Origin of the sequence: Enterobacter cloacae complex sp. IR5384, assembly GCF_049237265.1 — a bacterium.
Lineage (GTDB): Bacteria > Pseudomonadota > Gammaproteobacteria > Enterobacterales > Enterobacteriaceae > Enterobacter > Enterobacter cloacae.
Window position 1 is genome coordinate 24,434 of the sequence record NZ_JBMKHJ010000008.1, and the last position, 25,481, is coordinate 49,914.

At 55.5% G+C, this 25,481-nt stretch carries 20 protein-coding genes and 4 tRNA genes; 19 read left to right on the forward strand and 5 right to left on the reverse strand.

Going from position 1 to position 25,481, the window contains the following annotated elements:
* Positions 1–34 precede the first annotated feature (34 nt).
* The 3 genes from mscM to rsgA form a co-directional block, all read right to left on the reverse strand.
* Positions 35–3,358: a miniconductance mechanosensitive channel MscM gene (gene mscM, locus ACOTX3_RS09195; protein WP_029883866.1), complete on the reverse strand. Its 3,324-nt coding sequence runs from the start codon at positions 3,356–3,358 to the stop codon at positions 35–37.
* Positions 3,359–3,377: 19 nt separating this feature from the next.
* On the reverse strand, positions 3,378–4,346 hold the full coding sequence (asd, locus tag ACOTX3_RS09200) for an archaetidylserine decarboxylase (RefSeq protein ID WP_038984051.1): 969 nt from the start codon (positions 4,344–4,346) through the stop codon (positions 3,378–3,380).
* A 96-nt stretch (positions 4,347–4,442) separates the two neighbouring features.
* Positions 4,443–5,495, reverse strand: coding sequence for a small ribosomal subunit biogenesis GTPase RsgA (gene rsgA, locus ACOTX3_RS09205; RefSeq protein ID WP_013095279.1), 1,053 nt, complete (start codon positions 5,493–5,495; stop codon positions 4,443–4,445).
* Between the two features lie 107 nt (positions 5,496–5,602).
* Between rsgA and orn the strand changes: the two genes are divergently transcribed.
* The 5 genes from orn (at position 5,603) to ACOTX3_RS09230 (ending at position 6,783) form a co-directional block, all read left to right on the forward strand.
* Complete coding sequence (gene orn, locus ACOTX3_RS09210; RefSeq protein WP_013095280.1) at positions 5,603–6,148, forward strand: oligoribonuclease; 546 nt, start codon at positions 5,603–5,605, stop codon at positions 6,146–6,148.
* Positions 6,149–6,344: 196 nt separating this feature from the next.
* A tRNA-Gly gene (locus tag ACOTX3_RS09215) sits at positions 6,345–6,420 on the forward strand.
* Positions 6,421–6,465: 45 nt separating this feature from the next.
* Positions 6,466–6,541: transfer RNA gene (locus ACOTX3_RS09220), tRNA-Gly, on the forward strand.
* A gap of 45 nt (positions 6,542–6,586) precedes the next feature.
* Positions 6,587–6,662, forward strand: a tRNA-Gly gene (locus ACOTX3_RS09225).
* Positions 6,663–6,707: 45 nt separating this feature from the next.
* A tRNA-Gly gene (locus ACOTX3_RS09230) sits at positions 6,708–6,783 on the forward strand.
* A gap of 270 nt (positions 6,784–7,053) precedes the next feature.
* Here ACOTX3_RS09230 and queG read toward each other — a convergent pair.
* Positions 7,054–8,193 (reverse strand): tRNA epoxyqueuosine(34) reductase QueG, encoded by a 1,140-nt coding sequence (queG, locus tag ACOTX3_RS09235; RefSeq protein WP_013095281.1) that lies wholly within the window; start codon positions 8,191–8,193, stop codon positions 7,054–7,056.
* On the opposite strand from queG, the gene nnr reads away from it, so the two are divergent.
* From nnr to rlmB, 14 genes are all read left to right on the forward strand, one after another.
* Positions 8,192–9,715 (forward strand): bifunctional ADP-dependent NAD(P)H-hydrate dehydratase/NAD(P)H-hydrate epimerase, encoded by a 1,524-nt coding sequence (nnr, locus tag ACOTX3_RS09240; RefSeq protein ID WP_058678914.1) that lies wholly within the window; start codon positions 8,192–8,194, stop codon positions 9,713–9,715. The genes queG and nnr overlap by 2 nt on opposite strands.
* A complete protein-coding gene (tsaE, locus tag ACOTX3_RS09245) occupies positions 9,708–10,169 on the forward strand; it encodes a tRNA (adenosine(37)-N6)-threonylcarbamoyltransferase complex ATPase subunit type 1 TsaE (protein ID WP_013095283.1) in 462 nt (153 codons plus the stop codon). Before nnr ends, tsaE begins: the two co-directional genes overlap by 8 nt.
* Before the next feature lie 16 nt (positions 10,170–10,185).
* Positions 10,186–11,523 carry an N-acetylmuramoyl-L-alanine amidase AmiB gene (gene amiB / locus ACOTX3_RS09250; RefSeq protein WP_023619489.1) on the forward strand — a complete coding sequence of 446 codons (1,338 nt, stop codon included), beginning with the start codon at positions 10,186–10,188 and terminating at the stop codon, positions 11,521–11,523.
* 9 nt (positions 11,524–11,532) lie between these two features.
* The gene (gene mutL / locus ACOTX3_RS09255; RefSeq protein ID WP_045295644.1) at positions 11,533–13,377 is read left to right on the forward strand and encodes a DNA mismatch repair endonuclease MutL; all 1,845 of its coding nucleotides are present in this window, start codon (positions 11,533–11,535) and stop codon (positions 13,375–13,377) included.
* Positions 13,370–14,320 carry a tRNA (adenosine(37)-N6)-dimethylallyltransferase MiaA gene (miaA, locus tag ACOTX3_RS09260; RefSeq protein ID WP_020688973.1) on the forward strand — a complete coding sequence of 317 codons (951 nt, stop codon included), beginning with the start codon at positions 13,370–13,372 and terminating at the stop codon, positions 14,318–14,320. Before mutL ends, miaA begins: the two co-directional genes overlap by 8 nt.
* Positions 14,321–14,405: 85 nt before the next feature.
* Positions 14,406–14,717, forward strand: a complete 312-nt coding sequence (gene hfq / locus ACOTX3_RS09265) for an RNA chaperone Hfq (protein WP_013095287.1) — start codon at positions 14,406–14,408, stop codon at positions 14,715–14,717.
* A 74-nt stretch (positions 14,718–14,791) separates the two neighbouring features.
* A complete protein-coding gene (gene hflX, locus ACOTX3_RS09270; protein WP_127869107.1) occupies positions 14,792–16,072 on the forward strand; it encodes a ribosome rescue GTPase HflX in 1,281 nt (426 codons plus the stop codon).
* Positions 16,073–16,128: 56 nt separating this feature from the next.
* Positions 16,129–17,388 carry an FtsH protease activity modulator HflK gene (hflK, locus tag ACOTX3_RS09275; RefSeq protein WP_013095289.1) on the forward strand — a complete coding sequence of 420 codons (1,260 nt, stop codon included), beginning with the start codon at positions 16,129–16,131 and terminating at the stop codon, positions 17,386–17,388.
* A gap of 2 nt (positions 17,389–17,390) precedes the next feature.
* On the forward strand, positions 17,391–18,395 hold the full coding sequence (hflC, locus tag ACOTX3_RS09280; protein WP_013095290.1) for a protease modulator HflC: 1,005 nt from the start codon (positions 17,391–17,393) through the stop codon (positions 18,393–18,395).
* A 71-nt stretch (positions 18,396–18,466) separates the two neighbouring features.
* Positions 18,467–18,664, forward strand: coding sequence for a DUF2065 domain-containing protein (locus ACOTX3_RS09285; RefSeq protein WP_013095291.1), 198 nt, complete (start codon positions 18,467–18,469; stop codon positions 18,662–18,664).
* A gap of 104 nt (positions 18,665–18,768) precedes the next feature.
* Complete coding sequence (locus ACOTX3_RS09290) at positions 18,769–20,067, forward strand: adenylosuccinate synthase (protein WP_006178975.1); 1,299 nt, start codon at positions 18,769–18,771, stop codon at positions 20,065–20,067.
* Positions 20,068–20,260: 193 nt separating this feature from the next.
* Positions 20,261–20,686: a nitric oxide-sensing transcriptional repressor NsrR gene (gene nsrR / locus ACOTX3_RS09295; RefSeq protein WP_014830384.1), complete on the forward strand. Its 426-nt coding sequence runs from the start codon at positions 20,261–20,263 to the stop codon at positions 20,684–20,686.
* A gap of 38 nt (positions 20,687–20,724) precedes the next feature.
* Positions 20,725–23,166, forward strand: a complete 2,442-nt coding sequence (gene rnr, locus ACOTX3_RS09300; RefSeq protein ID WP_058678913.1) for a ribonuclease R — start codon at positions 20,725–20,727, stop codon at positions 23,164–23,166.
* Positions 23,167–23,233: 67 nt separating this feature from the next.
* Positions 23,234–23,968: a 23S rRNA (guanosine(2251)-2'-O)-methyltransferase RlmB gene (gene rlmB, locus ACOTX3_RS09305; RefSeq protein WP_013095294.1), complete on the forward strand. Its 735-nt coding sequence runs from the start codon at positions 23,234–23,236 to the stop codon at positions 23,966–23,968.
* A 78-nt stretch (positions 23,969–24,046) separates the two neighbouring features.
* On the opposite strand, the gene ACOTX3_RS09310 is transcribed toward rlmB, so the two are convergent.
* Positions 24,047–25,321, reverse strand: a complete 1,275-nt coding sequence (locus ACOTX3_RS09310; protein WP_020688968.1) for an MFS transporter — start codon at positions 25,319–25,321, stop codon at positions 24,047–24,049.
* Positions 25,322–25,481 lie beyond the last annotated feature (160 nt).

The following is a 25,481-nucleotide window of genomic DNA, read 5'->3' on the forward strand; positions in this document are numbered from 1 at the left end:
CCCCCTCTCCCACGGGAGAGGGGTACTGGCTGGCTTACAAACTCCCCGCCGGGCGTTTACGTGCCGCAGAGGTTAATGTTTTTCCTGTCTTAAGTCCGTCCAGGCTTTCCAGACGCATCTGGAACGGTGGGAACGGCATATCAATACCGTGCTCACGGAAGCCAGCCAGAATCAGCTGGTGGATCTCATGGCGCAGCGGCATACGGTGCCCCATTTCGGCGGCGTAAATACGCAATTCGAAAATCTGGATACCTTGCTGGAGATCGACCAGGAACACTTCCGGCGCCGGGTTATCAAGGACCAGCGTGCAGCGTTCGGCGGCGGTGTAGAGGATCTGTGTGACCTCTTCACTGTTGGCATCCGAGGGCGCCGGTACCGTCAGCACCACACGCGTGACGGAGTCTGACAGCGACCAGTTGATAAACTGCTCGGTGATAAACGCCTTGTTGGGCACGATGATCTCTTTGCGATCCCAGTCGCTGATCGTGGTGGCGCGGGTGTTGATTTTGGTGATGCTGCCTGTCAGATCGCGGATCGTCACCGTATCGCCAATACGAATCGGTTTTTCAAACAGGATAATCAGGCCGGACACAAAGTTAGCGAAAATCTCCTGCATGCCAAAGCCCAGACCAAACGTCAGCGCGGCAACCAGCCACTGCAATTTAGACCACTCAATACCAATCATGGAGAATCCAACCATCCCGCCAAAGAGCAGAATCAGGTATTTGGTGATGGTGGTAATGGCATAGCCCGTACCGGGGGTTAAATCCAGGTGCTGCAACAGCGCCAGCTCCAGCAGTGCCGGGAAATTACGCACCAGCTGCGTGGTGATGATCAACACCAGAATGGCAATCAGCACCGCACCTAAGGTTATGGGCTCCAGGCTCTCCACACCCTGCACCGTGGACGTCACATCCCATAGCGAGATGTTCTCCAGGAAACCAAACGCGGAGTGGATTTCTGACCACAGGAAGATCACCGACAGCAGCGCAATCAGCATCAGGATGGAGCGTACCAGACGCAGAGACTGGGTGCTGATAGCGTCGAGATCCAGCTCAACCTCGTCCGCATCTATCGTGCCTTCGGTGCTGTTGACGTGGTTTGGCTCATCCTCGCCTCGCGCACGCTGGGCGAGGATCTCTGCCCGACGGTGCTTGGCGCGGTCAAACGCCAGACGGCGTCGCTGGATCAACATCCCCCGGCGGATGACGTGATAGATCACCAGCAGCAGGAACCAGATGGCAACGGAGGTTTCCAGTCGCGCCAGCAGTGCCTGCGAGGTCGCCAGGTAACCCACCGCCGCTGCCAGCATGGCAACCAGGGGGGCGCACAGCAGCAGGTTCCAGAGCATGCGGTTAAACATGTTGTCGCCGCTGCCGGTTTTATCCAGATAGAGCGGTATACCAGCCCGTTTCAGGCTGAGCGTGACGATGGCCAGCGCACCGCATATCAACATAAAGCAGAGACGGCCCAGCGAGCCCGAAAACTCCCGGTCATTGAGATTATCAAACATGATCAGCGCCATAATCAGCGGCACAATCAGCCCGATGCTCATCAGGTAGTAACGCATGGCGCGCGCCACGCGGTTACGCGGCCAGCCAAAGTGAGCAATGAACAGACCATTCGGTCGCGCAAACGTGGCGCAAATCATCACTACCCACAGCAGGGGGACGGTAGCGGTCACGCCATCGCCAATGGCGACCGCGAGCGGGTAGGGCCAGGCCTCCCTCAGGCCATAACCGAGCGTCATCCACAGGACCGGCAGCGGCGAGGCGACAAGTATTGACCAGAACACGGTACGCAGCGTCAGCCAGAAGTGATCCTGCGTAACCTTACCCACCCGGGCGCTGGAGCGTTCCAGGAAGCGGGTGAAGTGTCTGCGTGAGTAAATGCTAAAGCCCACCAGAATCAACGCGCCCAGAAGAGGGAAAATGGTCTCTTTGCTGGTGAGCATCATCACGCTGGCTTTTCCAAGCTGGCTAAAGGTATCCAGCGAGATCAAACGGCGCAGATCCTGAACGATCTCGATTGGCCATGAGAAGGTCATTGGGCGCACGTCAGAGGTCCAGAAGAGATAACGGTGCGTTGCCTCGTTCACCTCTTTCAGCGCATCTTCCAGCTGACTGTTGGAGACCTTCAGCTTGGTCAGCTCCAGAATCAGCGTATCCCCGCCCTGTAACAGGGAGTTCAGCAGCTCGCGCTGGGTCCGCAACTGGGCTTCCAGAATACGATTTTGCTCGCTGGTGAGAGGCTGCCCATCGGCCTGACGGATCTGGCGGATTTGCGGCTGTTTATTGAGAAGGTCTTCATAGTGCAGGCGTTGAACACGCAGTTGCGCCATCTCGGTATCCAGTTGCTGCGGTTTTGGCATCTCCGGCAGGCGTGAAACCTGGGCGCGTAATGCCTCTCCCAGCAGGTTGGACGAGCCCAGCCATTGAGACTGTTCACGCAGGGTGTTGAGCGCCTGGCGAACCTGAAGGGTTTGATTGGTGGCCTGACGTTGCTGGGACGCCACCAGATCCATACGCTGCGCCTGCTGATTCAGTGCAGCAGAGAGTTCACGGTTAACCTTAAACTGGTCAACGATGCCCGCTGGCAGGTTATCGCTGTTTTCTGCCAGCAGCTCGGTGCTTTCGAGCGCGCGCTCTGCTTCACGCTGGCGCTGGCTGTTAAGTTGATTACGTAAAGCCTGCAGGTAAGCATCGAGCTGTTCGCTCTGCTTTTGCGCCAGTTCGGAGCGCATCCGCGACAGCTCCTGGCGGTTGTTTGCCGAGAGCTGCGCCAGCTCCAGTTCATCGACCAGTGCTTTAAGTCTGGCTGATTCAGCCTGAAGCGACAGATTTTGCGCCTGGTTCTGCGGTGTGTTACCCGTTTGGGTACCGATACGGCGCTCAACCTCGTTGAGCTGACGGCGGGCATCGGTTTGCTGTTGCGGAAGCTGGCTCAGCGAGTCGGCGATTTCACGTGCGCGTTCCTGCTCCTGCTGTGCCAGACGGCTCTTTTCCAGAAGCTGACTGCTAACCTGCAGGATCTCCTGATTCAACGCGTCAGAGGTCATGCCAGCAGGCACATCGCGCGGTTCATCGCGCAGATTGCTCAACTGATTGCGTAGCGTTTGCGAGAGTTTGGGGAAGTTGTCGATAACCTGCTGATATTGCTGAGCGCGCTCGAGGGAGCCTTTCCGCTCCTCAAGCGCATTCAGTGCAGACTGGAGCGACTCCACGGTCTCTGGCTGAGCGGGTTTTGCCGCTTTCGCCTGCTCCAGTTCCTGGGTTATCTGTTTTGCGTCGGGGGCTGTCGCTGCGTACGCCCCCATGCTGAGGCACCAGGCCATCAGTAGTACGATAATCGGGCGCACGTCAGCGTTCCTTCTGTTGTTAGCCTTCGTCTTTTTTGTCGTCAACCAGCGGGCTGGCGTCAAGTTCGGCCTTGATCTCTTCTTCCGGGAGCGGTGCAGGCTCTGCGTCCGGCGTCACGAAAGGTTCAGTCGAGACCGCCAGCGGCTGGCCGAGTTTGGTGACCGACAGGCTCTGGAGCTGTTCAACCAGTTTCACTTTGCCAGGGGCAAAGAGGTTGATAACCGTGGAACCCAGCTTGAAGCGACCCATCTCCTGGCCTTTCAGCAGAGCGACCGCGCCTTCTTCTTCACCGGCAGGCCAGGTCCAGCGTTTGATCACGCCTTCACGTGGTGGGGTGATGGTTCCAGCCCAGACCGTTTCGATGCTGCCGACAATCGTTGCACCCACCAGAATCTGCGCCATTGGGCCAAACTCAGTATCAAACAGGCAGATGACGCGTTCGTTACGCGCGAACAGGTTGGGAACGTTTTGTGCGGTCAGGTGGTTCACGGAGAACAGATCGCCCGGCACGTAGATCATTTCACGCAGGATCCCGTTGCACGGCATGTGCACGCGGTGATAGTCACGCGGAGAGAGATAGGTGGTGGCGAAGGTACCGTTGCGGAACAGATCCGCCATCAGGTAGTTACCCGCCAGCAGCGCTTCCAGGCTGTAGTTGTGGCCTTTTGCCTGCAGGATTTTGTCGTCTTCGATGTTACCCAACTGGCTAATCACGCCATCCGCAGGCATGACCAGCACGTTAGGATCGGTATCAACCGGGCGGACTTCGTCACGCAGAGGGCGCACGAAGAATTCGTTGAAGGTGCGATAGCTGGCGGTATCTGGCTTCTGCGCCTCTTTCATGTCGACCTTGTAATATTTTACGAAAAGGTCGATGACCAGTTTGGTCAGCCAGCCCGCTCGTTTGCTCGCGCCCCAGCCCGCCAGGCGAGTGAGCCACAGTTTTGGCAGAATGTATTGAAGCGAAAGTTTAAATGCGTTTAACAAGGTAGCCTCCAGGCCATTTTTTGTCGTTCCTGATCCGGCTGTAATCAGCCGGAACCTGAAAAAAGGGGACGATTTTAGCGATGCTTAGCTTAGTTGTCAGTTATCAGAATCAGAAAAGTTTTTACGCGTTTTTACCTGATCCATGCTCTCAAGAATGCGGTGGTAGTTATCAAAGCGGGTCTCCGCAATCTCACCTTTCTCGACCGCTTCGCGGATGGCACAGCCCGGGTCGTTATCGTGTTTGCAATCCCGGTATTTGCAAGCCCCTAAATAATCATGGAATTCGACAAATCCGTTGAAGATTTGTTCCGGTTCAAGGTGCCACAAACCGAATTCGCGCACGCCCGGAGAGTCAATCACATCGCCGCCATGCGGGAAGTGGTAGAGACGAGAAGCGGTAGTGGTGTGCTGGCCCAGGCCCGAGACATCAGAGACATCGTTAGTCAGAATTTCTTGCTGGAGACCGAGAAGATTATTCAGCAGGCTGGATTTCCCCACGCCGGACTGACCCGCAAAGATACTGATGCGCCCGGTCAGCGCTTCTTCTAAGGGTTTCAGGCCATCTTTGGTGTAGCTGGAGACCATCAGCACGCGATATCCGATCTTGCGGTAGATATCCATCTGCTCATTCACGAAATCCATACCTTCATCATCCAGCAGATCGATCTTGTTCAGAACAATGATCGGCTCAACCTGTAACGTTTCGCAGGCAACAAGGTAGCGGTCGATAATATTGAGCGACAGCTCGGGCAAAATCGCCGAGACGATGACGATCTGGTTGATATTGGCGGCAATGGGTTTTACCCCGTCGTAGAAATCGGGACGGGTAAGTACCGACGTGCGCTCGTGAACCGCTTCAACGATACCTTTGACCGTTACGCCTTCCGCCGCCTCTTTACCTGGACGCCAGACAACGCGATCGCCGGTGACCAGCGAACGAATAGTCCGTCGAATGTTGCAACGGTGGATCTCACCGTCGGCGGATTCCACGTCGGCATGCATACCGAAACGGCTGATGACGACGCCTTCCGTCGGTTCACCAAACAGGTTGTCGTCGTAATCGACCTTCTCCGAAGTGGTTTTAAGGCGGCGCTGGTGATTGGCATTCACGCGGCGCTGCTGCCCTTTGGAGAGTTTATTTTTACTCAATCGCGCTGGCTCCTGGTCGCCCGTAAGGGGCAAAACCTCTATGATACACTCTAATTAATACTAGTTAACCTGCTACAGCCGGTTATGCGAGAAGGGTGGAAAATAACATGAGCGCGGATGAAAACAACCTGATTTGGATCGATCTTGAAATGACCGGGCTGGATCCCGAGCGCGATCGCATTATTGAGATTGCCACGCTGGTCACCGATGCAAACCTGAATATTCTGGCGGAAGGGCCAACCATTGCGGTGCACCAGTCCGACGATCAGCTGGCGTTGATGGATGAGTGGAACGTGCGTACCCACACCGGCAGCGGGCTGGTTGAACGCGTGAAGGCGAGCACGATGGGCGACCGCGAGGCGGAGCTGGCGACGCTTGAGTTTCTGAAACAGTGGGTCCCGGCGGGCAAATCCCCTATCTGCGGTAATAGCATTGGCCAGGATCGTCGTTTCCTGTTTAAGTACATGCCGGAGCTGGAGTCTTACTTCCACTACCGTTATCTGGACGTGAGCACCCTTAAAGAGCTGGCGCGCCGCTGGAAACCCGAAATCCTCGATGGCTTTAAAAAGCAGGGTACGCATCAGGCGATGGACGATATCCGTGAGTCCGTCGCGGAGCTGGCGTACTATCGCGAAAACTTTATTAAGCTGTGATTTTGAGACCTGGCGCCTTGCGTGGCCGGGTTTTTGTCGTTAAATTGTTCAGCTTGCCGATTAAATAAGCACTTGAACTGATTTTCGAAAAAATCGCGTTGAGGGGGGTTGCAGCTAAAAGGATTTCTCGTATAATGCGCCTCCCGTAACGACAGAGAAATACGCGTTACGACAGCAACAAAAGCAGTACAAATTTGCGGGAATAGCTCAGTTGGTAGAGCACGACCTTGCCAAGGTCGGGGTCGCGAGTTCGAGTCTCGTTTCCCGCTCCAAAATTTGAAAAGTATCGCAAGATACGCCAGCACCAGAACACCCAAGCGGGAATAGCTCAGTTGGTAGAGCACGACCTTGCCAAGGTCGGGGTCGCGAGTTCGAGTCTCGTTTCCCGCTCCAAAATTTGAAAAGTATCGCAAGATACGCCAGCACCAGAACACCCAAGCGGGAATAGCTCAGTTGGTAGAGCACGACCTTGCCAAGGTCGGGGTCGCGAGTTCGAGTCTCGTTTCCCGCTCCAAAATTTGAAAGTATCGCAAGATACGCACAGCTTCAGAACACCCAAGCGGGAATAGCTCAGTTGGTAGAGCACGACCTTGCCAAGGTCGGGGTCGCGAGTTCGAGTCTCGTTTCCCGCTCCAAATTCTTCTTGATATCAAAAATATCCACAGCGATAAAATGCGTTGGGGACGTTTTCTATTACTTCCGAAATACTCTTGTAAACAGAGTTATCCACAGATTTTGGGTATGACCGAAACCGTGTGAAAAGTTAGCAGGGTGAATAGTATCTCTGTAACTTGCTGTATATGCTTGAGAAAATTTGATTTCAAAATGTTATTGAGATCACTTGACCTCATCTCCAGCCCTGATGCTGCTTGAGTTTGTAATTTTATTCACAGGCTGTGAATAGTTCACGCATCCCGCGGAAGCCCTTTTTCTATCACCCTCACCAGGCGTTGTTTTTGCGGTGGTTGCACCTCAACCACGCAGGCATTTCGCTTCTCGATTTGCTGCGCAATCGCCCACTCTATGTGTTCATCGAGAAGTGGGTGCTCACCTCTACGGCTCTCAAGCGCCCGGATATTCGCTTCATCCCACGGGGCATTCCCCAGCGCAACGGCGACATTACGCAGCCAGCGCAGATGGCCAATACGGCGAATGGCCGAACCTTCCGTCACTTTCAGGAACCAGGCTTCACTCCAGGCGAACAGTTCAATGAGCTGTGGCGCATGCAGCGCCTTACGCGGGCTAAAATCCTCTTCGTCTGTGAGCTGCGAATAACGGTTCCACGGGCAAATTAACTGGCAGTCGTCGCAGCCGTAGATGCGATTGCCAATAAGTGGTCGGAACTCTTCAGGGATCGCCCCTTCCAGTTCGATGGTGAGGTAAGAGATGCAGCGTCGGGCATCCACCGTATAGGGCTCAACGATAGCGCCCGTCGGGCAGATAGTCATACAGGCCACGCAGCGCCCACAACCTTCTTCTACCGGGCCGTCTACCGGCAGTGGTAAATCAATCAGCAGTTCACCAAGGAAAAAGAACGATCCGGCGTCGCGGCTCAGAATAAGTGAGTGCTTACCAGTCCAGCCAAGCCCGGCTTTTTCAGCGATAGGGCGCTCAAGAACAGGCGCGGAGTCGACAAACGGTCTAAAATTCAGCGAAACACAGTGCTGCTGAATAGTTTCGCCGAGTTTTTTTAGTCGGTTACGCAGAAGCTTATGGTAATCACGCCCCAGGGCATACCGGCTAACGTAACCGAGAGAGGGATTTTTTAACGTACGCGCAAAAGCCGCGTTGGCGGGAAGATAATTCATGCGTACGCTGATAACGCGTAACGTACCCGGCAACAGCTCGTGTGGACGGGCCCGCATCATGCCGTGACGTGCCATCCACTCCATTTCGCCGTGGTATTGTTTATCCAGCCAGGCCTGCAGTTTTGGCTCGCTGGCGGAGAGATCGGTGTCGGTGATCCCCACCTTCTGGAAGCCCAGTTCAGCACCCCACTGTTTTATTTTTTGCGCTAACTGATTGAGATCGAGGGGCTGTGACATGACGGACCATACTGTGAAGAAAAACCCCGCAAGTATACCACATTCCATCTGGCATGCGGATGACCTCAGACGCGCCGAAAAAGAGGCCGCAGACAGTCTTGGCATTACCCTTTATGAGCTCATGCAACGGGCGGGCGAGGCGGCATTCAACATTGCCCGCAGTGCGTATCCGCAATCCGGCCACTGGCTCATTTTATGCGGACACGGCAATAACGGCGGCGATGGTTACGTTGTCGCCCGGCTGGCGGTCGCGGCAGGTCTCCGCGTTACGTTACTGGCGCTGGAGAGCGATAAGCCGCTGCCGGAAGAAGCCAGCGCCGCGCGGGAAGCCTGGCTGAATGCAGGCGGAGTGATTCATGCATCCAATATCGTCTGGCCAGAGGATATTGATCTCATTGTTGATGGTCTGCTGGGCACCGGGTTACGTAGTGCGCCCCGTGATAACGTAGCCGCTCTGATTGCGCGCGCCAATGCCCATACCGCGCCGGTGGTGGCACTGGATATTCCCTCTGGTCTGTTGGCGGAAACCGGTGCGACGCCAGGAGCGGTGATCCAGGCCGCGCATACTGTCACGTTTATTGCCCTGAAGCCCGGGTTACTCACCGGGAAAGCGAGGGATGTGGTGGGCTCGTTGCACCATAACGCCCTGGGGCTGGAGAGCTGGCTTGCCGGGCAGGAGATACACCTTTCCCGCTTTGATGCTACTCAACTTAGCCACTGGCTGCCGCCGCGTCGGCCAACGTCGCACAAGGGCGACCACGGCAGGCTGGTCATCATTGGCGGCGATCACGGCACGGCTGGCGCAATCCGGATGACGGGTGAAGCTGCGTTGCGTAGCGGCGCGGGGCTGGTCCGGGTGCTGACGCGCAGTGAAAATATCCCGCCCATTATTACGGCCCGACCGGAACTGATGGTGCATGAGCTTACGCCGCAGACCCTTGAAGAGAGTCTTGAGTGGGCGGATGTGGTGGTGATTGGCCCGGGACTCGGGCAACAGGCTTGGGGTAAGCAGGCGCTGCAAAAGGTCGAGAATTTTCGTAAACCGATGCTCTGGGATGCCGATGCGCTGAACCTTCTGGCAATCAACCCGGATAAGCGTCACAATCGCATCCTGACGCCACACCCCGGCGAAGCCGCGCGGCTGCTTAACTGCAGCGTGGCAGAAATTGAAAGCGATCGCTTACTTTCTGCCCGCCGTCTGGTAAAACGTTACGGAGGTGTTGCCGTTCTCAAAGGGGCGGGAACCGTCATCGCAAGCGATGAGGCACTGGGCATTATTGATGCCGGAAATGCGGGCATGGCGAGTGGCGGAATGGGCGATGTGCTTTCAGGCATCATCGGCGCATTGCTCGGGCAGAAACTTCCCCTTTATGATGCAGCCTGTGCCGGCTGCGTGGCTCACGGTGCGGCGGCTGACAGCCTGGCTGCACGGTATGGCACACGCGGTATGCTGGCCACCGATCTTTTTTGCACGCTGCGGCGTGTTGTTAACCCGGATGTGATTGACGTAGAAAATGACTAATCGAGCGATTCCTTTACCTGATGAACAAGCCACTTTAGAACTCGGCAAGCGCGTGGCGCAGGCCTGTCAGGGGGCGACTGTCATTTATCTTTATGGTGATTTAGGTGCGGGTAAAACCACCTTCAGCCGGGGTTTTTTGCAGGCGTTAGGCCATAACGGGAATGTGAAAAGCCCAACCTACACGCTGGTAGAACCGTACACTCTTGAAAATCTCATGGTGTATCACTTCGATTTATACCGACTTGCGGATCCTGAGGAGCTGGAATTTATGGGGATCCGTGATTATTTTGCCAATGATGCCATCTGCCTGGTGGAGTGGCCGCAACAAGGTGCGGGTGTGTTGCCTGACCCGGATGTCGAAATTCACTTAGATTACCAGGCACAAGGGCGTGAGGCGCGCATCAGTGCTGTTTCCTCATCAGGCAGTTCCTTACTGGCGCGTTTAGCCGGTTGAGCGTAGGGATGACGGGATGATAAATCGCGTTAAAGGTTGGTTATTGGCTGCCACAGTGCTGCTGTGCGCGCAGGCTGGTGCGGCAAGCCTCTCGGATATTCAGGTGTCGAACGGGGAGAGTCAGGCCCGGATCACGTTCAGTTTTATGGGCGACCCTGAATATGCTTTTTCTCAACCAGACAGCCGCAGCGTGGCGCTGGATATCAAACAGACGGGTGTGATCCAGGGGTTGCCCTTGCAGTTCAGCGGTAACAACCTGGTCAAAAGTATTCGTTCCGGTACGCCAAAAGACAGTCAGTCATTGCGCCTGGTGGTCGATCTGACCGAAAAGGGTAAAACGCGGGCGGTGAAGCAGCAAAACGGCGCGAATTATACGGTGGTCTTTACCATCAATGCCGATGCGCCTCCGCCACCGCCACCGCCGCCGGTTGTGGCGAAACGGGTGGAAGAGCCGGTTTATACCCCGCGCCCGTCTGAACCTGCGCGTAATCCGTTTAAAACCGACAACGATCGCATCACCGGCGTCACCAGCAGTAATACCGTGACGCGCCCGGCGGCCAGCGCGCGTCGGGTGGTCAGCGGTGATAAAGTGATTATCGCCATTGATGCCGGTCATGGCGGGCAGGATCCTGGTGCAATTGGTCCAGGTGGTACGCGCGAGAAAAACGTGACCATCGCCATTGCCCGTAAGCTACGGACGCTGTTGAACGATGACCCGATGTTTAAAGGCGTATTGACCCGTGACGGCGATTATTTTATCTCCGTGATGGGACGCTCAGACGTGGCGCGTAAACAAAATGCTAACTTCCTGGTCTCCATTCATGCGGATGCCGCACCAAACCGTAACGCCACGGGGGCATCGGTGTGGGTGCTGTCAAACCGTCGGGCGAACAGTGAAATGGCTAACTGGCTTGAAGAGCATGAGAAGCAGTCCGAACTGTTGGGTGGTGCGGGCGATGTGCTGGCCAACAGCCAGTCTGACCCGTATCTCAGCCAGGCGGTGCTCGATTTACAATTCGGTCATTCTCAGCGCGTCGGGTATGATGTCGCCACCAACGTACTGAATCAGCTGCAAGGCATCGGGGCATTGCATAAACGCCGTCCGGAGCATGCGAGCCTTGGGGTTCTGCGTTCGCCGGACATTCCATCGATCCTCGTGGAAACGGGCTTTATCAGTAATAACAGCGAAGAGCGTTTGCTGGGCAGCGACAGCTATCAGCAGCAAATTGCCGAAGCAATTTATAACGGTCTGCGTAAATATTTTGAGGCTCATCCGCTGCAGTCTGCGCCGCAGGGCGGTGCAGCCCAGACGGCCAGCGCCGTGCTGCCGGGTGAGATGACCGCGACCAACTAAGGAGAATTCATGCCGATTCAGGTTCTACCGCCGCAGCTTGCGAACCAAATCGCCGCCGGTGAGGTGGTGGAGCGCCCTGCGTCGGTGGTGAAGGAGCTGGTCGAAAACAGTCTTGATGCGGGAGCCACCCGCATCGATATTGATATCGAACGTGGTGGTGCAAAGCTGATTCGCATTCGGGACAACGGGTGCGGTATCAAAAAAGAGGAGCTGGCGCTGGCGCTGGCGCGTCACGCGACCAGTAAAATCGCCTCTCTGGACGACCTGGAAGCGATCATCAGCCTCGGGTTTCGCGGCGAGGCGCTGGCCAGTATCAGCTCGGTTTCCCGTTTAACGCTAACCTCCCGTACGGCCGAACAGCAGGAAGCCTGGCAGGCCTATGCCGAAGGGCGCGATATGGACGTCACGATTAAACCTGCGGCGCATCCTGTTGGCACGACGCTCGAAGTATTGGATCTCTTCTACAACACTCCCGCCCGCCGTAAGTTTATGCGCACCGAGAAGACCGAATTCGGCCATATCGATGAGATTATCCGCCGTATCGCGCTGGCGCGTTTCGATGTCACCATCAACCTCAGCCACAACGGCAAGGTGATGCGCCAGTACCGCGCAGTAGCGGAGGGCGGGCAGAAAGAGCGTCGTCTGGGGGCAATCTGCGGTACGCCGTTTCTGGAACAGGCGCTGGCCATTGAATGGCAGCACGGTGATTTGGCCTTACGCGGTTGGGTTGCCGACCCGAACGCCAGCAGCGCCGCCTTCGCGGAGATCCAGTATTGCTACGTTAACGGCCGCATGATGCGCGACCGTCTGATCAACCACGCCATTCGTCAGGCCTGTGAAGATAAGCTCGGCGCGGATCAGCAGCCTGCGTTTGTGCTTTATCTGGAAATCGACCCGCATCAGGTTGATGTTAACGTCCATCCTGCCAAGCATGAAGTTCGGTTCCATCAGTCGCGGCTGGTGCACGATTTCATCTATCAGGGCGTGCTGAGCGTTTTGCAGCAGCAGGTTGAACCCACGCTGCCGCTGGAAAAAGAAGAGCCCGCTCCGCGTCCAATACCGGAAAACCGTGTTGCGGCGGGGCGTAACCATTTTGCCGAGCCCGCTGTCGCGCGTGAACCGGAAGCGCCGCGTTTCTCGTCGGCAGGAAGCGCGCCGCGACCCACCGGTGCGAACTATCCCAACGCTCAGCCCGGCTATCAAAAGCAGCAGGGGGCGTTGTACCGTAAACTGCTGGAAACCCCCGCAGTCACGCGTAAAGAGCACAGTGAGGTACAAGCGCCTTCGCTGGAAGGGCATAGTCAGAGCTTTGGCCGGGTGCTGACGATTATTGCGCCGGATATGGCGTTACTCGAACGCGAGGGCAAGCTCATGCTCCTGGCCCTGCCGGTTGCAGAACGCTGGCTAAAACAGGTGCAACTGACCCCGGGAGAAAACGCGGCTTGTGCGCAACCGCTTTTGATCCCGGTTCGACTAAAAATATCCACTGAAGAAACAAGGGTACTGCAGCGCGCAGAGGCCCAACTGGCGCAGATGGGGATTGAAATGGTACTGGAATCACAGCATGTGACAATTCGCGCAGTGCCTTTACCCTTACGCCAACAAAATTTACAAAACTTGATTCCTGAACTGATAGGCTACCTGGCGCAACAAACAATGTTTGATGCCGCCAACACCGCGCAGTGGATCGCCCGCCATTTGGCCAGCGAACATACGCCGTGGAGTATGGCGCAGGCGATTAGCGTGCTGGCAGAGGTGGAACGCCTTTGCCCGCATCTGGTGAAAGCACCGCCGGGTGGATTATTACAACCTGTTGATTTACAAACGGCGATGACTGCCCTTAAAGATGATTGATGTCAGTAAGGCGAGCCTGCCTAAGGCGATTTTTTTGATGGGCCCTACGGCCTCCGGCAAAACGGCGTTAGCCATTGAGCTACGTAAAGTTTTGCCCGTAGAGTTGATTAGTGTCGATTCTGCCCTCATCTACCGAGGAATGGACATTGGCACGGCGAAGCCCGACGCAGCCGAACTGCGCGCGGCTCCGCATCGTTTGCTGGACATTCTCGACCCGGCGCAGGCCTACTCCGCAGCGGATTTTCGCCGCGATGCCTTAGCCGAGATGGCCGAGATAACGGCGGCGGGACGTATACCGCTGTTGGTTGGCGGCACCATGCTCTATTTCAAGGCGTTGCTGGAGGGGCTCTCTCCTCTGCCATCGGCGGACCCTGAAATAAGAGCAAAAATTGAACAGCAGGCGGCAGAGCAGGGATGGGACGTTTTGCATCAGCAACTGGCAGAGATTGACCCGGTTGCCGCAGCACGGATCCATCCAAATGATCCGCAAAGGCTTTCCCGGGCACTGGAAGTTTTTTTCATTTCGGGTAAAACTTTAACGGAACTGACGCAAACGTCAGGAGACGCTCTGCCGTATCAGGTGCATCAGTTCGCTATCGCCCCGGCGAGCCGTGAACTGCTCCATCAACGAATTGAGCAGCGTTTTCATCAGATGTTGGCTTCAGATTTTGAAGCAGAAGTGCGGGCGTTATTTGCCCGTGGAGATTTGCATACGGACATGCCTTCCGTTCGTTGTGTGGGATACCGCCAGATGTGGTCATATCTTGAAGGCGAGATTTCATATGATGAAATGGTTTATAGAGGTGTTTGCGCCACGAGACAGTTAGCGAAGCGCCAGATCACCTGGTTGCGCGGTTGGGAAGGGGTTCACTGGTTAGACAGCGAAAAACCGCAACAGGCGCTAAACGAAGTGATTGAGGTTATTGGTGATATCGCTCACTGAATGTGTACAATTGAGACGTATCGTGCGCAATTTTTCAGAATCGCAAGGTTCTAAGTACAAAACAAGCATATAAGGAAAAGATAGAATGGCTAAGGGGCAATCTTTACAAGATCCGTTCCTGAACGCATTGCGTCGGGAACGTGTTCCAGTTTCTATTTATTTGGTGAATGGTATTAAGCTGCAAGGTCAGATTGAGTCTTTCGATCAGTTCGTGATCCTGTTGAAAAACACGGTCAGCCAGATGGTCTACAAGCACGCTATTTCTACTGTTGTTCCGTCCCGTCCGGTATCTCATCACAGCAATAACGCTGGCGGCGGCACTGGTAGTAACTACCATCATGGCAGCAACGCGCAGGGTTCTTCTGCTCCTGCGCAGGACAGCGACGAGACCGAATAAGGTTTCGCACTGTTATCCACACGGGGAGCCAGGGATCCTGCGTTCCCCGCTGATATTTTTAGAGGGTTTTACGCTTGTTTGACCGTTATGATGCCGGTGAGCAGGCGGTGCTGGTACACATCTATTTTTCGCAAGACAAAGATATGGAAGACCTCCAGGAGTTTGAATCTCTGGTCTCTTCCGCCGGTGTCGAAGCAATGCAGGTGATTACCGGTAGCCGTAAAGCGCCGCACCCAAAGTATTTTGTTGGTGAAGGTAAAGCAGTAGAAATTGCGGATGCCGTAAAAGCAACCGGTGCGTCAGTCGTGTTGTTTGATCATGCGCTGTCTCCGGCTCAGGAGCGTAACCTGGAAGCGCTGTGCGAATGCCGTGTTATCGATCGCACGGGGTTGATTTTAGATATTTTTGCTCAGCGTGCACGTACCCACGAGGGTAAGCTGCAGGTTGAGCTGGCGCAGCTGCGCCATCTGGCCACGCGTCTTGTACGTGGCTGGACCCACCTTGAACGACAAAAAGGCGGGATTGGTTTGCGCGGTCCGGGTGAAACCCAGCTCGAAACCGACCGCCGTTTGCTGCGCGGCCGTATTACCCAGATCTTCTCTCGTCTGGAAAGAGTCGAGAAACAGCGTGAGCAGGGACGTCGGGCGCGTACGAAAGCCGACATCCCGACGGTGTCGCTGGTGGGGTATACCAACGCCGGTAAATCCACCCTGTTTAACCAGATTACCGAGGCCCAGGTCTATGCCGCAGACCAGCTGTTTGCGACCCTGGACCCAACGTTGCGTCGTATCGATGTGGCGGATGTGGGTGAAACCGTGCTGGCGGATACCGTAGGGTTTATCCGCCACCTGCCGCATGATCTGGTGGCCGCGTTTAAAGCCACCCTGCAGGAGACGCGTCAGGCGACCCTGCTGCTGCACGTGATTGATGCTGCAGATGTCCGCGTGCAGGAAAACATCGACGCGGTGAATGTGGTGCTCGAAGAGATCGAGGCCCACGAGATCCCAACGCTGTTGGTGATGAACAAGATCGACATGCTGGATGATTTTGAGCCGCGTATCGATCGTGATGAAGAGAACAAACCAATTCGGGTCTGGCTTTCCGCCCAGACCGGTATTGGCGTGCCACTGCTTTTCCAGGCTTTGACAGAACGTCTTTCCGGTGAGGTAGCCCAGCACACGCTGCGACTGCCACCACAGGAAGGCAGGCTGCGCAGCCGGTTTTATCAGCTTCAGGCGATAGAAAAAGAGTGGATGGAGGATGACGGCAGCGTGGGGATGCAGGTGCGTATGCCGATCGTTGACTGGCGTCGCCTCTGTAAACAAGAACCTGCGCTGGTCGACTATATCGTCTGATCGGAAAGGGGATGCCTGAATAATTCGCCCTTGCATAACAAATATGGAGCATATACATGGCGTGGAATCAGCCCGGTAATAACGGACAGGACCGCGACCCGTGGGGAAGCAGCAATAATCAAGGCGGCAACTCTGGGGGAAATGGCAACAAAGGTGGTCGCGATCAGGGGCCGCCGGATCTGGATGATATCTTCCGCAAGCTAAGCAAGAAGCTTGGTGGGCTTGGTGGAGGAAAAGGGTCTGGCTCGGGTGGCAATTCTACCCAGGGCCCGCGCCCGCAAATGGGTGGTCGCATCGTGGGCATTGTGGCCGCTGCCGTGGTCATCATCTGGGCAGCCAGCGGGTTCTACACCATTAAAGAAGCCGAGCGCGGCGTGGTCACCCGTTTTGGTAAGTTCAGCCATCTGGTTGAGCCGGGCCTGAACTGGAAACCGACCTTCATTGACGACGTCACTGCTGTGAACGTGGAGTCGGTGCGTGAGCTGGCCGCTTCCGGCGTGATGCTGACCTCTGATGAGAACGTAGTGCGCGTTGAGATGAACGTGCAATATCGTGTTACGGACCCAGAACGTTATCTGTTTAGCGTGACCAGTGCCGATGACAGCCTGCGTCAGGCGACCGACAGCGCCTTGCGTGGCGTGATCGGTAAATACACCATGGACCGCATTCTGACTGAAGGTCGTACCGTTATTCGTAGCGATACCCAGCGTGAGCTGGAAGAGACCATTCGTCCGTACAACATGGGTATCACCCTGCTGGACGTCAACTTCCAGGCTGCTCGTCCGCCGGAAGAGGTGAAAGCCGCGTTTGATGACGCGATTGCCGCGCGTGAGAACGAACAGCAGTACATCCGTGAAGCGGAAGCGTACGCCAACGAAGTTCAGCCACGTGCTAACGGTCAGGCGCAGCGTATTCTTGAAGAAGCACGCGCGTATAAGACCCAGACCATCCTGGAAGCGCAGGGTGAAGTGGCACGTTTCGCGAAAATCCTGCCGGAATATAAAGCGGCTCCGGAAATTACCCGCGAGCGTCTCTATATCGAAACCATGGAAAAAGTGCTGAGCCATACACGTAAAGTGCTGGTTAACGACAGCAAAGGTGGAAACCTGATGGTACTGCCGCTGGATCAGATGCTGAAAGGCGGTTCTGCACCGGCAGCAAAAGACAACAGCGGTGCGAATAACCTGCTGCGTCTGCCACCTGCATCGTCCGGTAGCTCCAGCGCAACAACCACGCCTTCTTCGAACGATGGTGACATTATGGACCAACGCCGTGCTAACGCGCAGCGTAACGACTACCAGCGTCAGGGGGAATAAGGATGCGTAAGTCAGTTATTGCGATCATCGTCATCGTACTGGTCGTACTTTATACCTCTATCTTTGTGGTGAAAGAGGGCGAGCGCGGGATTAAGTTCCAGTTCAGCAGCGTCGTCCGTGACAGTGACAAGCGTCCGGTGATTTATGAGCCGGGTCTGCACTTCAAGGTTCCTTTTATCCAGTCAGTGAAGACGCTTGATGCGCGTATCCAGACCATGGATAACCAGGCCGACCGTTTCGTGACTAAAGAGAAGAAAGACCTGATCGTTGACTCTTATATCAAGTGGCGTATCAGTGATTTCAGCCGTTACTTCCTGGCAACGGGCGGCGGTGATGTTTCTCAGGCGGAAGTGCTGTTGAAACGTAAATTCTCTGACCGTCTGCGTTCTGAAATTGGTCGTCTGGATGTGAAAGACATCGTGACCGACTCTCGTGGTCGTCTGACGCTGGAAGTGCGCGATGCGCTGAACTCCGGCACCGCGGGTACGGAAGACGAAGTTGAAACGCCAGCAGCGGACGATGCAATTGCTAAAGCGGCGGAACGTGTTCAGGCTGAAACCAATGGTAAAGTGCCTGTAATCAACCCGAACAGTATGGCTGCGCTGGGTATCGAAGTGGTGGATGTGCGTATTAAGCAGATCAACCTGCCGGCTGAAGTGTCTGAGGCGATCTACAATCGTATGCGCGCCGAGCGTGAAGCGGTAGCCCGTCGTCACCGTTCACAGGGTCAGGAAGAAGCGGAAAAATTGCGTGCAGCCGCGGACTACGAAGTGACCAAGACGCTGGCGGAATCTGAGCGTCAGGGCCGTATCCTGCGTGGTGAAGGTGATGCGGAAGCCGCGAAACTGTTCGCCGATGCGTTTAGCCAGGATCCAGACTTCTACGCCTTTATCCGTAGCCTGCGTGCTTACGAGAATAGCTTCCAGAGCAACCAGGATGTGATGGTGCTCAGCCCGGACAGCGATTTCTTCCGTTATATGAAGACGCCGACTAACGCAACGCGATAAACTCAGTCTCGTTTGAGTATTCAAACCACCGCTCTTAACGGAGCGGTGGTTTTCTTTTATAAGGATTAAAAATGAATTCAACGATCTGGCTGGCACTGGCGCTGGTTTTAGTCCTGGAAGGCCTGGGCCCGATGCTCTATCCGCGCGCCTGGCGTCGCATGATCGCCACCCTGAGCCAGTTGCCGGATAATATTTTGCGCCGATTCGGCGGCGGTCTTGTGGTTGCTGGCATTGTTATCTACTACATGTTGAGGAAAACGATTGGCTGATCAAAAAGTGATCGGTTTTGGCATATTTTGGGGTCAAAAAGTGCTGTATATCTGAAAAAGCGATGGTAGAATCCATTTTTAAGCAAACGGTGATTTTGAAAAAAATGGGTAACAACGTCGTCGTACTGGGCACCCAATGGGGTGACGAAGGTAAAGGGAAGATTGTTGATCTTCTGACTGAACGGGCTAAATATGTTGTACGCTACCAGGGCGGTCACAACGCAGGCCATACTCTCGTAATCAACGGTGAAAAAACCGTCCTCCATCTTATTCCATCAGGCATTCTCCGCGAAAACGTCACCAGCATCATCGGTAACGGCGTAGTGCTGTCTCCGGCTGCGCTGATGAAAGAGATGAAAGGTCTGGAAGACCGTGGTATCCCGGTTCGCGAGCGTCTGCTGCTCTCCGAAGCCTGCCCGCTGATCCTTGATTATCACGTGGCACTGGACGTTGCGCGTGAAAAAGCGCGTGGCGCGAAAGCGATCGGCACCACCGGTCGTGGTATCGGCCCGGCTTATGAAGACAAAGTGGCTCGTCGCGGTCTGCGCGTGGGCGACCTGTTCGATAAAGCAACCTTCGCTGAAAAACTGAAAGAAGTGATGGAATATCACAACTTCCAGCTGGTGAACTTCTACAAAGCAGACGCTGTTGACTACCAGAAAGTGCTGGATGATGTCATGGCGATTGCAGACATTCTGACCGGCATGGTAGTTGATGTGTCCGATCTGCTGGACCAGGCGCGCAAGCGTGGCGATTTCGTCATGTTCGAAGGTGCGCAGGGTACGCTGCTGGATATCGACCACGGTACCTATCCGTACGTAACCTCCTCTAACACCACCGCAGGTGGCGTGGCGACCGGCTCTGGCCTGGGTCCACGTTATGTGGATTACGTTCTGGGCATCATCAAAGCGTACTCCACTCGCGTGGGTGCGGGTCCATTCCCGACCGAGCTGTTTGATGAAACCGGCGAGTTCCTGTGCAAGCAGGGTAACGAGTTTGGCGCGACCACCGGTCGTCGTCGTCGTACCGGCTGGCTGGATGCAGTGGCTGTGCGTCGTGCAGTGCAGATCAACTCCCTGTCTGGCTTCTGCCTGACCAAACTGGACGTCCTGGACGGCCTGAAAGAGGTGAAAATCTGCGTCGGCTACCGCATGCCAGATGGCCGTGAAGTGACCACCACTCCGCTGGCTGCTGACGACTGGGAAGGTATCGAGCCAATCTACGAAACCATGCCAGGCTGGTCTGAGACCACTTTCGGTGTGAAAGAGCGTAGCGGCCTGCCACAGGCAGCGCTGGATTACATCAAGCGCATTGAAGAACTGACCGAAGTGCCGATCGACATTATCTCTACCGGCCCGGATCGTACTGAAACGATGATCCTGCGCGACCCGTTCGACGCATAATCTTCGTGACTGCTGGCCTGCGGGGAAACCCGTAGGCCGGATAAGCGTAGCGCCATCCGGCGACCGCTCCTGGATATCCGCTTTTTCGCCCCGTCTGTCAAATAAATTAGCCCCTAACTATCTGGCTGGTTTATCATCATTAATGAATATCTCTGCGGTTTTACCGCATTTTCCCTTTTTTCCTGAGGTTGATGTGCAGTTAACAAGTTTCACCGATTACGGCTTACGCGCGCTAATCTACATGGCGTCGTTACCCGATGGGAAAATGACCAGTATCTCTGAAGTGACAGAGGTCTACGGCGTGTCCCGTAATCATATGGTCAAAATAATCAATCAACTTAGTCGTGCCGGATACGTTGCTGCCGTCCGCGGGAAAAATGGTGGGATCCGTCTTGGTAAACCGGCGCAAAGTATTCGTATTGGGGATGTGGTGCGTGAACTGGAGCCTTTGTCTCTGGTGAACTGCAGCAGTGAGTTCTGCCACATTACACCCGCTTGTCGCCTGAAACAGGCGCTTTCTCTGGCCGTGCAAAGTTTTCTTAAGGAACTGGATAACTACACGCTGGCCGATTTGGTTGAAGAGAATCAACCGCTTTATAAATTATTGCTGGTGGAATGAAGAAAATTTCCACCGGAGCTGACAACGGAGGAACCGATATGTCACATGATCCTTTCCAGGAACGCGAAGCTGAAAAATACGCGAATCCTATCCCCAGCCGCGAGTTCATCATTGAACACTTAACAAAACGCGAAAAACCCGCCAATCGTGAAGAACTTGCTGTTGAATTAAACATTGAAGGTGAAGAGCAAACTGAAGCCCTTCGCCGCCGCCTGCGCGCCATGGAGCGCGACGGGCAACTGGTCTTTACCCGCCGCCAGTGCTATGCGCTGCCAGAACGCCTCGACCTGTTGAAAGGGACCGTCATTGGTCACCGCGACGGTTACGGTTTTCTGCGCGTAGAGGGCCGCAAAGACGACCTCTACCTCTCATCCGAACAGATGAAGATGTGTATTCACGGCGACCAGATCCTGGCGCAGCCGCTGGGTGCCGATCGTAAAGGCCGCCGCGAAGCACGCGTGGTTCGCGTGCTGGTGCCAAAAACCAGCCAGATCGTTGGCCGCTACTTTACCGATGCCGGTGTAGGCTTTGTGGTACCGGATGACAGCCGTCTGAGCTTCGATATCCTGATCCCGCCTGAAGAGGTGATGGGCGCGCGCATGGGCTTTGTGGTAGTAGTGGAGCTTACCCAACGTCCAACGCGTCGCACCAAAGCGGTAGGTAAAATCGTCGAAGTGCTGGGCGATAACATGGGTACCGGCATGGCTGTTGATATGGCCCTGCGTACGCATGAGATCCCTTACATCTGGCCAAAAGCGGTTGAAGAGCAGATTGTGGGTCTGAAGGAAGAGGTTCCGGAAGAGTCCAAAGCGGGACGCGTGGATCTCCGCAGTTTGCCGCTGGTCACCATTGATGGTGAAGATGCCCGCGACTTCGATGACGCCGTATACTGCGAGAAAAAACGTGGAGGCGGCTGGCGTCTGTGGGTTGCTATCGCCGACGTGAGCTATTACGTTCGTCCCCACACGCCGCTCGATAACGAAGCGCGCAGCCGTGGTACGTCGGTTTACTTCCCGTCTCAGGTGGTACCGATGCTGCCGGAAGTGCTTTCCAACGGCCTCTGTTCCCTGAACCCGCAGGTTGATCGCCTGTGTATGGTTTGCGAGATGACCATCTCCAGTAAAGGTCGCTTAACCGGTTATAAATTCTACGAAGCGGTAATGAGCTCCCATGCGCGTCTGACCTACACCAAGGTCTGGCATATGCTGCAGGGCGATCAGGATCTGCGTGAACAGTATGCGCCGCTGGTGAAGCACATCGAAGAGTTGCATAACCTCTACAAAACGCTGGATCAGGCGCGTGAAGAGCGTGGCGGGATCTCGTTTGAGAGCGAAGAGGCGAAGTTCATTTTCAACGCTGAACGCCGCATTGAGCGTATTGAACAGACCCAGCGTAACGATGCGCATAAGCTGATCGAAGAGTGTATGATCCTGGCGAACATCTCGGCGGCCCGTTTTGTCGAGAAAGCTAAAGAGCCGGCGCTGTTCCGTATCCACGATAAACCGTCGACGGAAGCGATTACTGCGTTCCGCTCCGTACTGGCTGAACTCGGTCTGGAGCTGCCTGGCGGTAACAAGCCAGAGCCGCGCGACTATGCTGAGCTACTGGAATCCATTGGCGATCGTCCGGATGCAGAAATGCTGCAGACCATGCTGCTGCGCTCCATGAAGCAGGCGATTTACGACCCGGAAAACCGTGGTCACTTCGGTCTGGCGCTGCAGTCTTACGCGCACTTTACATCGCCGATCCGCCGTTATCCGGACCTGTCTTTGCACCGTGTGATCAAGTATCTGCTGGCGCAGGAGCAGGGCCATAAAGGGAACACGACTGAAACCGGCGGGTACCACTATTCAATGGAAGAGATGCTGCAGCTTGGCCAGCATTGTTCCATGACCGAACGCCGTGCCGATGAAGCGACGCGCGAAGTCTCTGACTGGCTGAAATGCGACTTTATGCTGGATCAGGTCGGTAACATTTTCAAAGGTGTTATCGCCAGCGTGACCGGGTTTGGTTTCTTTGTTCGCCTTGACGAGCTGTTTATCGACGGTCTGGTGCATGTCTCCAGCCTCGATAACGACTATTACCGTTTCGACCAGGTTGGACAGCGCCTGATTGGTGAATCGGGTGGACAGACCTATCGTCTTGGCGACCGGGTGGAAGTGAAAGTCGAAGCCGTCAACATGGACGAGCGTAAGATTGACTTCAGTCTGATCTCCAGCGAGCGCGCGCCACGTAACGTAGGTAAAACCGCGCGTGAGAAGGCGAAAAAAGGCGGTAACGGCAACGCGAGCGGCAAACGTCGTCAGGCGGGTAAGAAAGTGAACTTCGAGCCAGACAGCGCCTTCCGCGGTGAGAAAAAGCAGAAGCCAAAAGCGGCGAAGAAAGAGGCTCGCAAGGCGAAAAAGCCGTCCGCGAAAACGCAGAAAATTGCTGCTGCGACCAAAGCGAAGCGCGCAGCGAAGAAACAGCAGGCGGAGTAAATTCTCCCCTCACCCTGACCCTCTCCCCACTGGGGAGAGGGGGAAATACCTATTAAGAGAATCATCAATGAGTGAAATGATTTACGGCATCCACGCGGTGCAGGCCCTGCTGGAGCGCGCACCGGAGCGTTTTCAGGAAGTGTTCATTCTGAAAGGGCGTGAAGACAAACGTCTGATGCCGCTGATCCACGCACTGGAAGCGCAGGGCGTGGTGATCCAGCTGGCCAACCGCCAGTTCCTGGATGAGAAAAGTGAAGGCGCGGTTCACCAGGGGATTATTGCCCGCGTGAAGCCAGGCCGTCAGTATCAGGAAAACGATCTGCCGGATTTGATCGCTGCACTGGATAACCCGTTCTTCCTGATCCTTGATGGCGTGACCGATCCGCACAACCTCGGCGCGTGCCTGCGCAGCGCCGATGCGGCGGGCGTGCACGCGGTGATCGTACCGAAAGATCGTTCTGCACAACTGAACGCAACGGCGAAGAAAGTGGCCTGCGGTGCAGCGGAAAACGTTCCGCTGATCCGCGTCACCAACCTGGCGCGCACCATGCGTATGCTGCAGGAAGAGAATATCTGGATCGTCGGTACCGCCGGTGAAGCGGATCATACTCTGTATCAGAGCAAAATGACCGGCCGTCTGGCGCTGGTAATGGGTGCGGAAGGTGAAGGCATGCGTCGCCTGACGCGTGAGCACTGCGACGAGCTGATCAGCATCCCGATGGCGGGCAGCGTGTCGTCCCTGAACGTTTCTGTTGCAACGGGTATTTGCCTTTTTGAAGCGGTACGTCAGCGCGGCGAATAAACAGCAAGGCCGTCCCGTGGACGGCCTTTTGTGTTTTATCTCTCTCCCGGTGGGTGAGGGCACCAGACGGTGACAACCTTACTCCTCCAACGCCCGCAAATGGTCATCCTTCCTGAGCGTCATCAGCGCCACAATACTCACCACCGCCGTCGCCATGACGTAATATGCCGGAATGTCGAGGTTTCCCGTCTCCTTAATCAACCCGGTAATAATAAGCCCCGCACACCCCGAGAAAATGGCATTCGACAAGGAATACGCCAGACCAAGCCCGGTATAGCGCACACGCGTCGGGAACATCTCTGAGAGCATTGCCGGCCCTGGACCTGCCAGCATGCCCACCAGACCGCCAGCTATCAATACCACGATCGCTTTTACCGCGAGGGTACTGGACTCCGCCTGCAGAATTTTCAGCAGCGGCAGGGCGAGGATCAGCAGTAACGCGGTGGCGATAATCATCACCGTGCGGCGGCCAATCCTGTCGCTCAGGATCCCCGACGGAATAATGGTGAGCGCAAAGCCGACATTTGAAATCACGGCTATCAACAGTGCCTGGTTAAATCCGGTGTGCAGTGCCGATTGCAGATAGGTCGGCATAATCACCAGATAGGTATATCCCGCCGCCGACCAGACCATCACCCGGCCAATTCCCATCACAATCGCTTTAATTGTGGCGACGGTACTGGCCTGCGCGATCAGCGGTTTTTCCTGCTGCTGCACGAAGCTCGGCGTCTCTTCCATACTCACCCGCAACCAGAGCGCCACCACCCCCATGGGCAGGGCCAGGAAAAATGGGATACGCCAGCCCCAGTCATGCAGGGCTTCCGGTGTCAGTAAGGCAGAAAGCAAGGCGACGATACCCGCGCCCGCTAATAGCCCCAGCGCCACCGTGAACGATTGCCATGCGCCATACAGACCACGTTTACCGCGTGGTGCAAATTCCGTCATCAAGGAAACCGCACCACCGTACTCTCCCCCCGCGAACAATCCCTGCAGGATGCGCAGCAACGTAACGATCAGCGGCGCAGCGATACCGATGCTGGCATAGACTGGCACAACACCGATGGCGGCGGTGGCGAGCGTCATCAGCACCAGCACAATAATCAGCGTCGGTTTGCGGCCAATCCGGTCGCCGATGCGGCCAAACACCACCGCCCCCAGCGGACGGAAGAAGAAAGCGATGGCAAATGAGGCATAGGTGAGGATCAGGCTGGTCAGCCCCGACTCGCCTTCAAGCTGGAAGAAGTTTTTCGCAATCACGGTGGCCAGAAAGCCGTAGACCGCAAACTCATACCACTCGATGAAATTACCAATGGAGCCTGCAATTAACGCACGCTTATGCGCATTCGGTTGCATAACTTTCCTCACTGAAAGGGGTAAGAATAAATTATTCAATAAAAGTGAAGTGATGAAATAGTTTATTCTTATGTTCTGTGAGCTATTTCACGAATGATATCAGCGGGATCGCTACCGTGTGACCTTACTCCCATGCAGCGTGCACAGGGTCTGTCCATAC

Excerpts from the sequence above, each read along its gene's own strand:
- orn (WP_013095280.1), top strand. The coding sequence starts at position 5,603 with ATGAGCGCGGATGAAAACAACCTGATTTGGATCGATCTTGAAATGACC.
- nnr (WP_058678914.1), top strand. The coding sequence starts at position 8,192 with ATGACGGACCATACTGTGAAGAAAAACCCCGCAAGTATACCACATTCC.
- queG (WP_013095281.1), bottom strand. The coding sequence starts at position 8,193 with ATGTCACAGCCCCTCGATCTCAATCAGTTAGCGCAAAAAATAAAACAG.
- tsaE (WP_013095283.1), top strand. The coding sequence starts at position 9,708 with ATGACTAATCGAGCGATTCCTTTACCTGATGAACAAGCCACTTTAGAA.
- amiB (WP_023619489.1), top strand. The coding sequence starts at position 10,186 with ATGATAAATCGCGTTAAAGGTTGGTTATTGGCTGCCACAGTGCTGCTG.
- mutL (WP_045295644.1), top strand. The coding sequence starts at position 11,533 with ATGCCGATTCAGGTTCTACCGCCGCAGCTTGCGAACCAAATCGCCGCC.
- miaA (WP_020688973.1), top strand. The coding sequence starts at position 13,370 with ATGATTGATGTCAGTAAGGCGAGCCTGCCTAAGGCGATTTTTTTGATG.
- hfq (WP_013095287.1), top strand. The coding sequence starts at position 14,406 with ATGGCTAAGGGGCAATCTTTACAAGATCCGTTCCTGAACGCATTGCGT.
- hflK (WP_013095289.1), top strand. The coding sequence starts at position 16,129 with ATGGCGTGGAATCAGCCCGGTAATAACGGACAGGACCGCGACCCGTGG.
- hflC (WP_013095290.1), top strand. The coding sequence starts at position 17,391 with ATGCGTAAGTCAGTTATTGCGATCATCGTCATCGTACTGGTCGTACTT.
- ACOTX3_RS09285 (WP_013095291.1), top strand. The coding sequence starts at position 18,467 with ATGAATTCAACGATCTGGCTGGCACTGGCGCTGGTTTTAGTCCTGGAA.
- ACOTX3_RS09290 (WP_006178975.1), top strand. The coding sequence starts at position 18,769 with ATGGGTAACAACGTCGTCGTACTGGGCACCCAATGGGGTGACGAAGGT.
- rnr (WP_058678913.1), top strand. The coding sequence starts at position 20,725 with ATGTCACATGATCCTTTCCAGGAACGCGAAGCTGAAAAATACGCGAAT.
- rlmB (WP_013095294.1), top strand. The coding sequence starts at position 23,234 with ATGAGTGAAATGATTTACGGCATCCACGCGGTGCAGGCCCTGCTGGAG.
- ACOTX3_RS09310 (WP_020688968.1), bottom strand. The coding sequence starts at position 25,321 with ATGCAACCGAATGCGCATAAGCGTGCGTTAATTGCAGGCTCCATTGGT.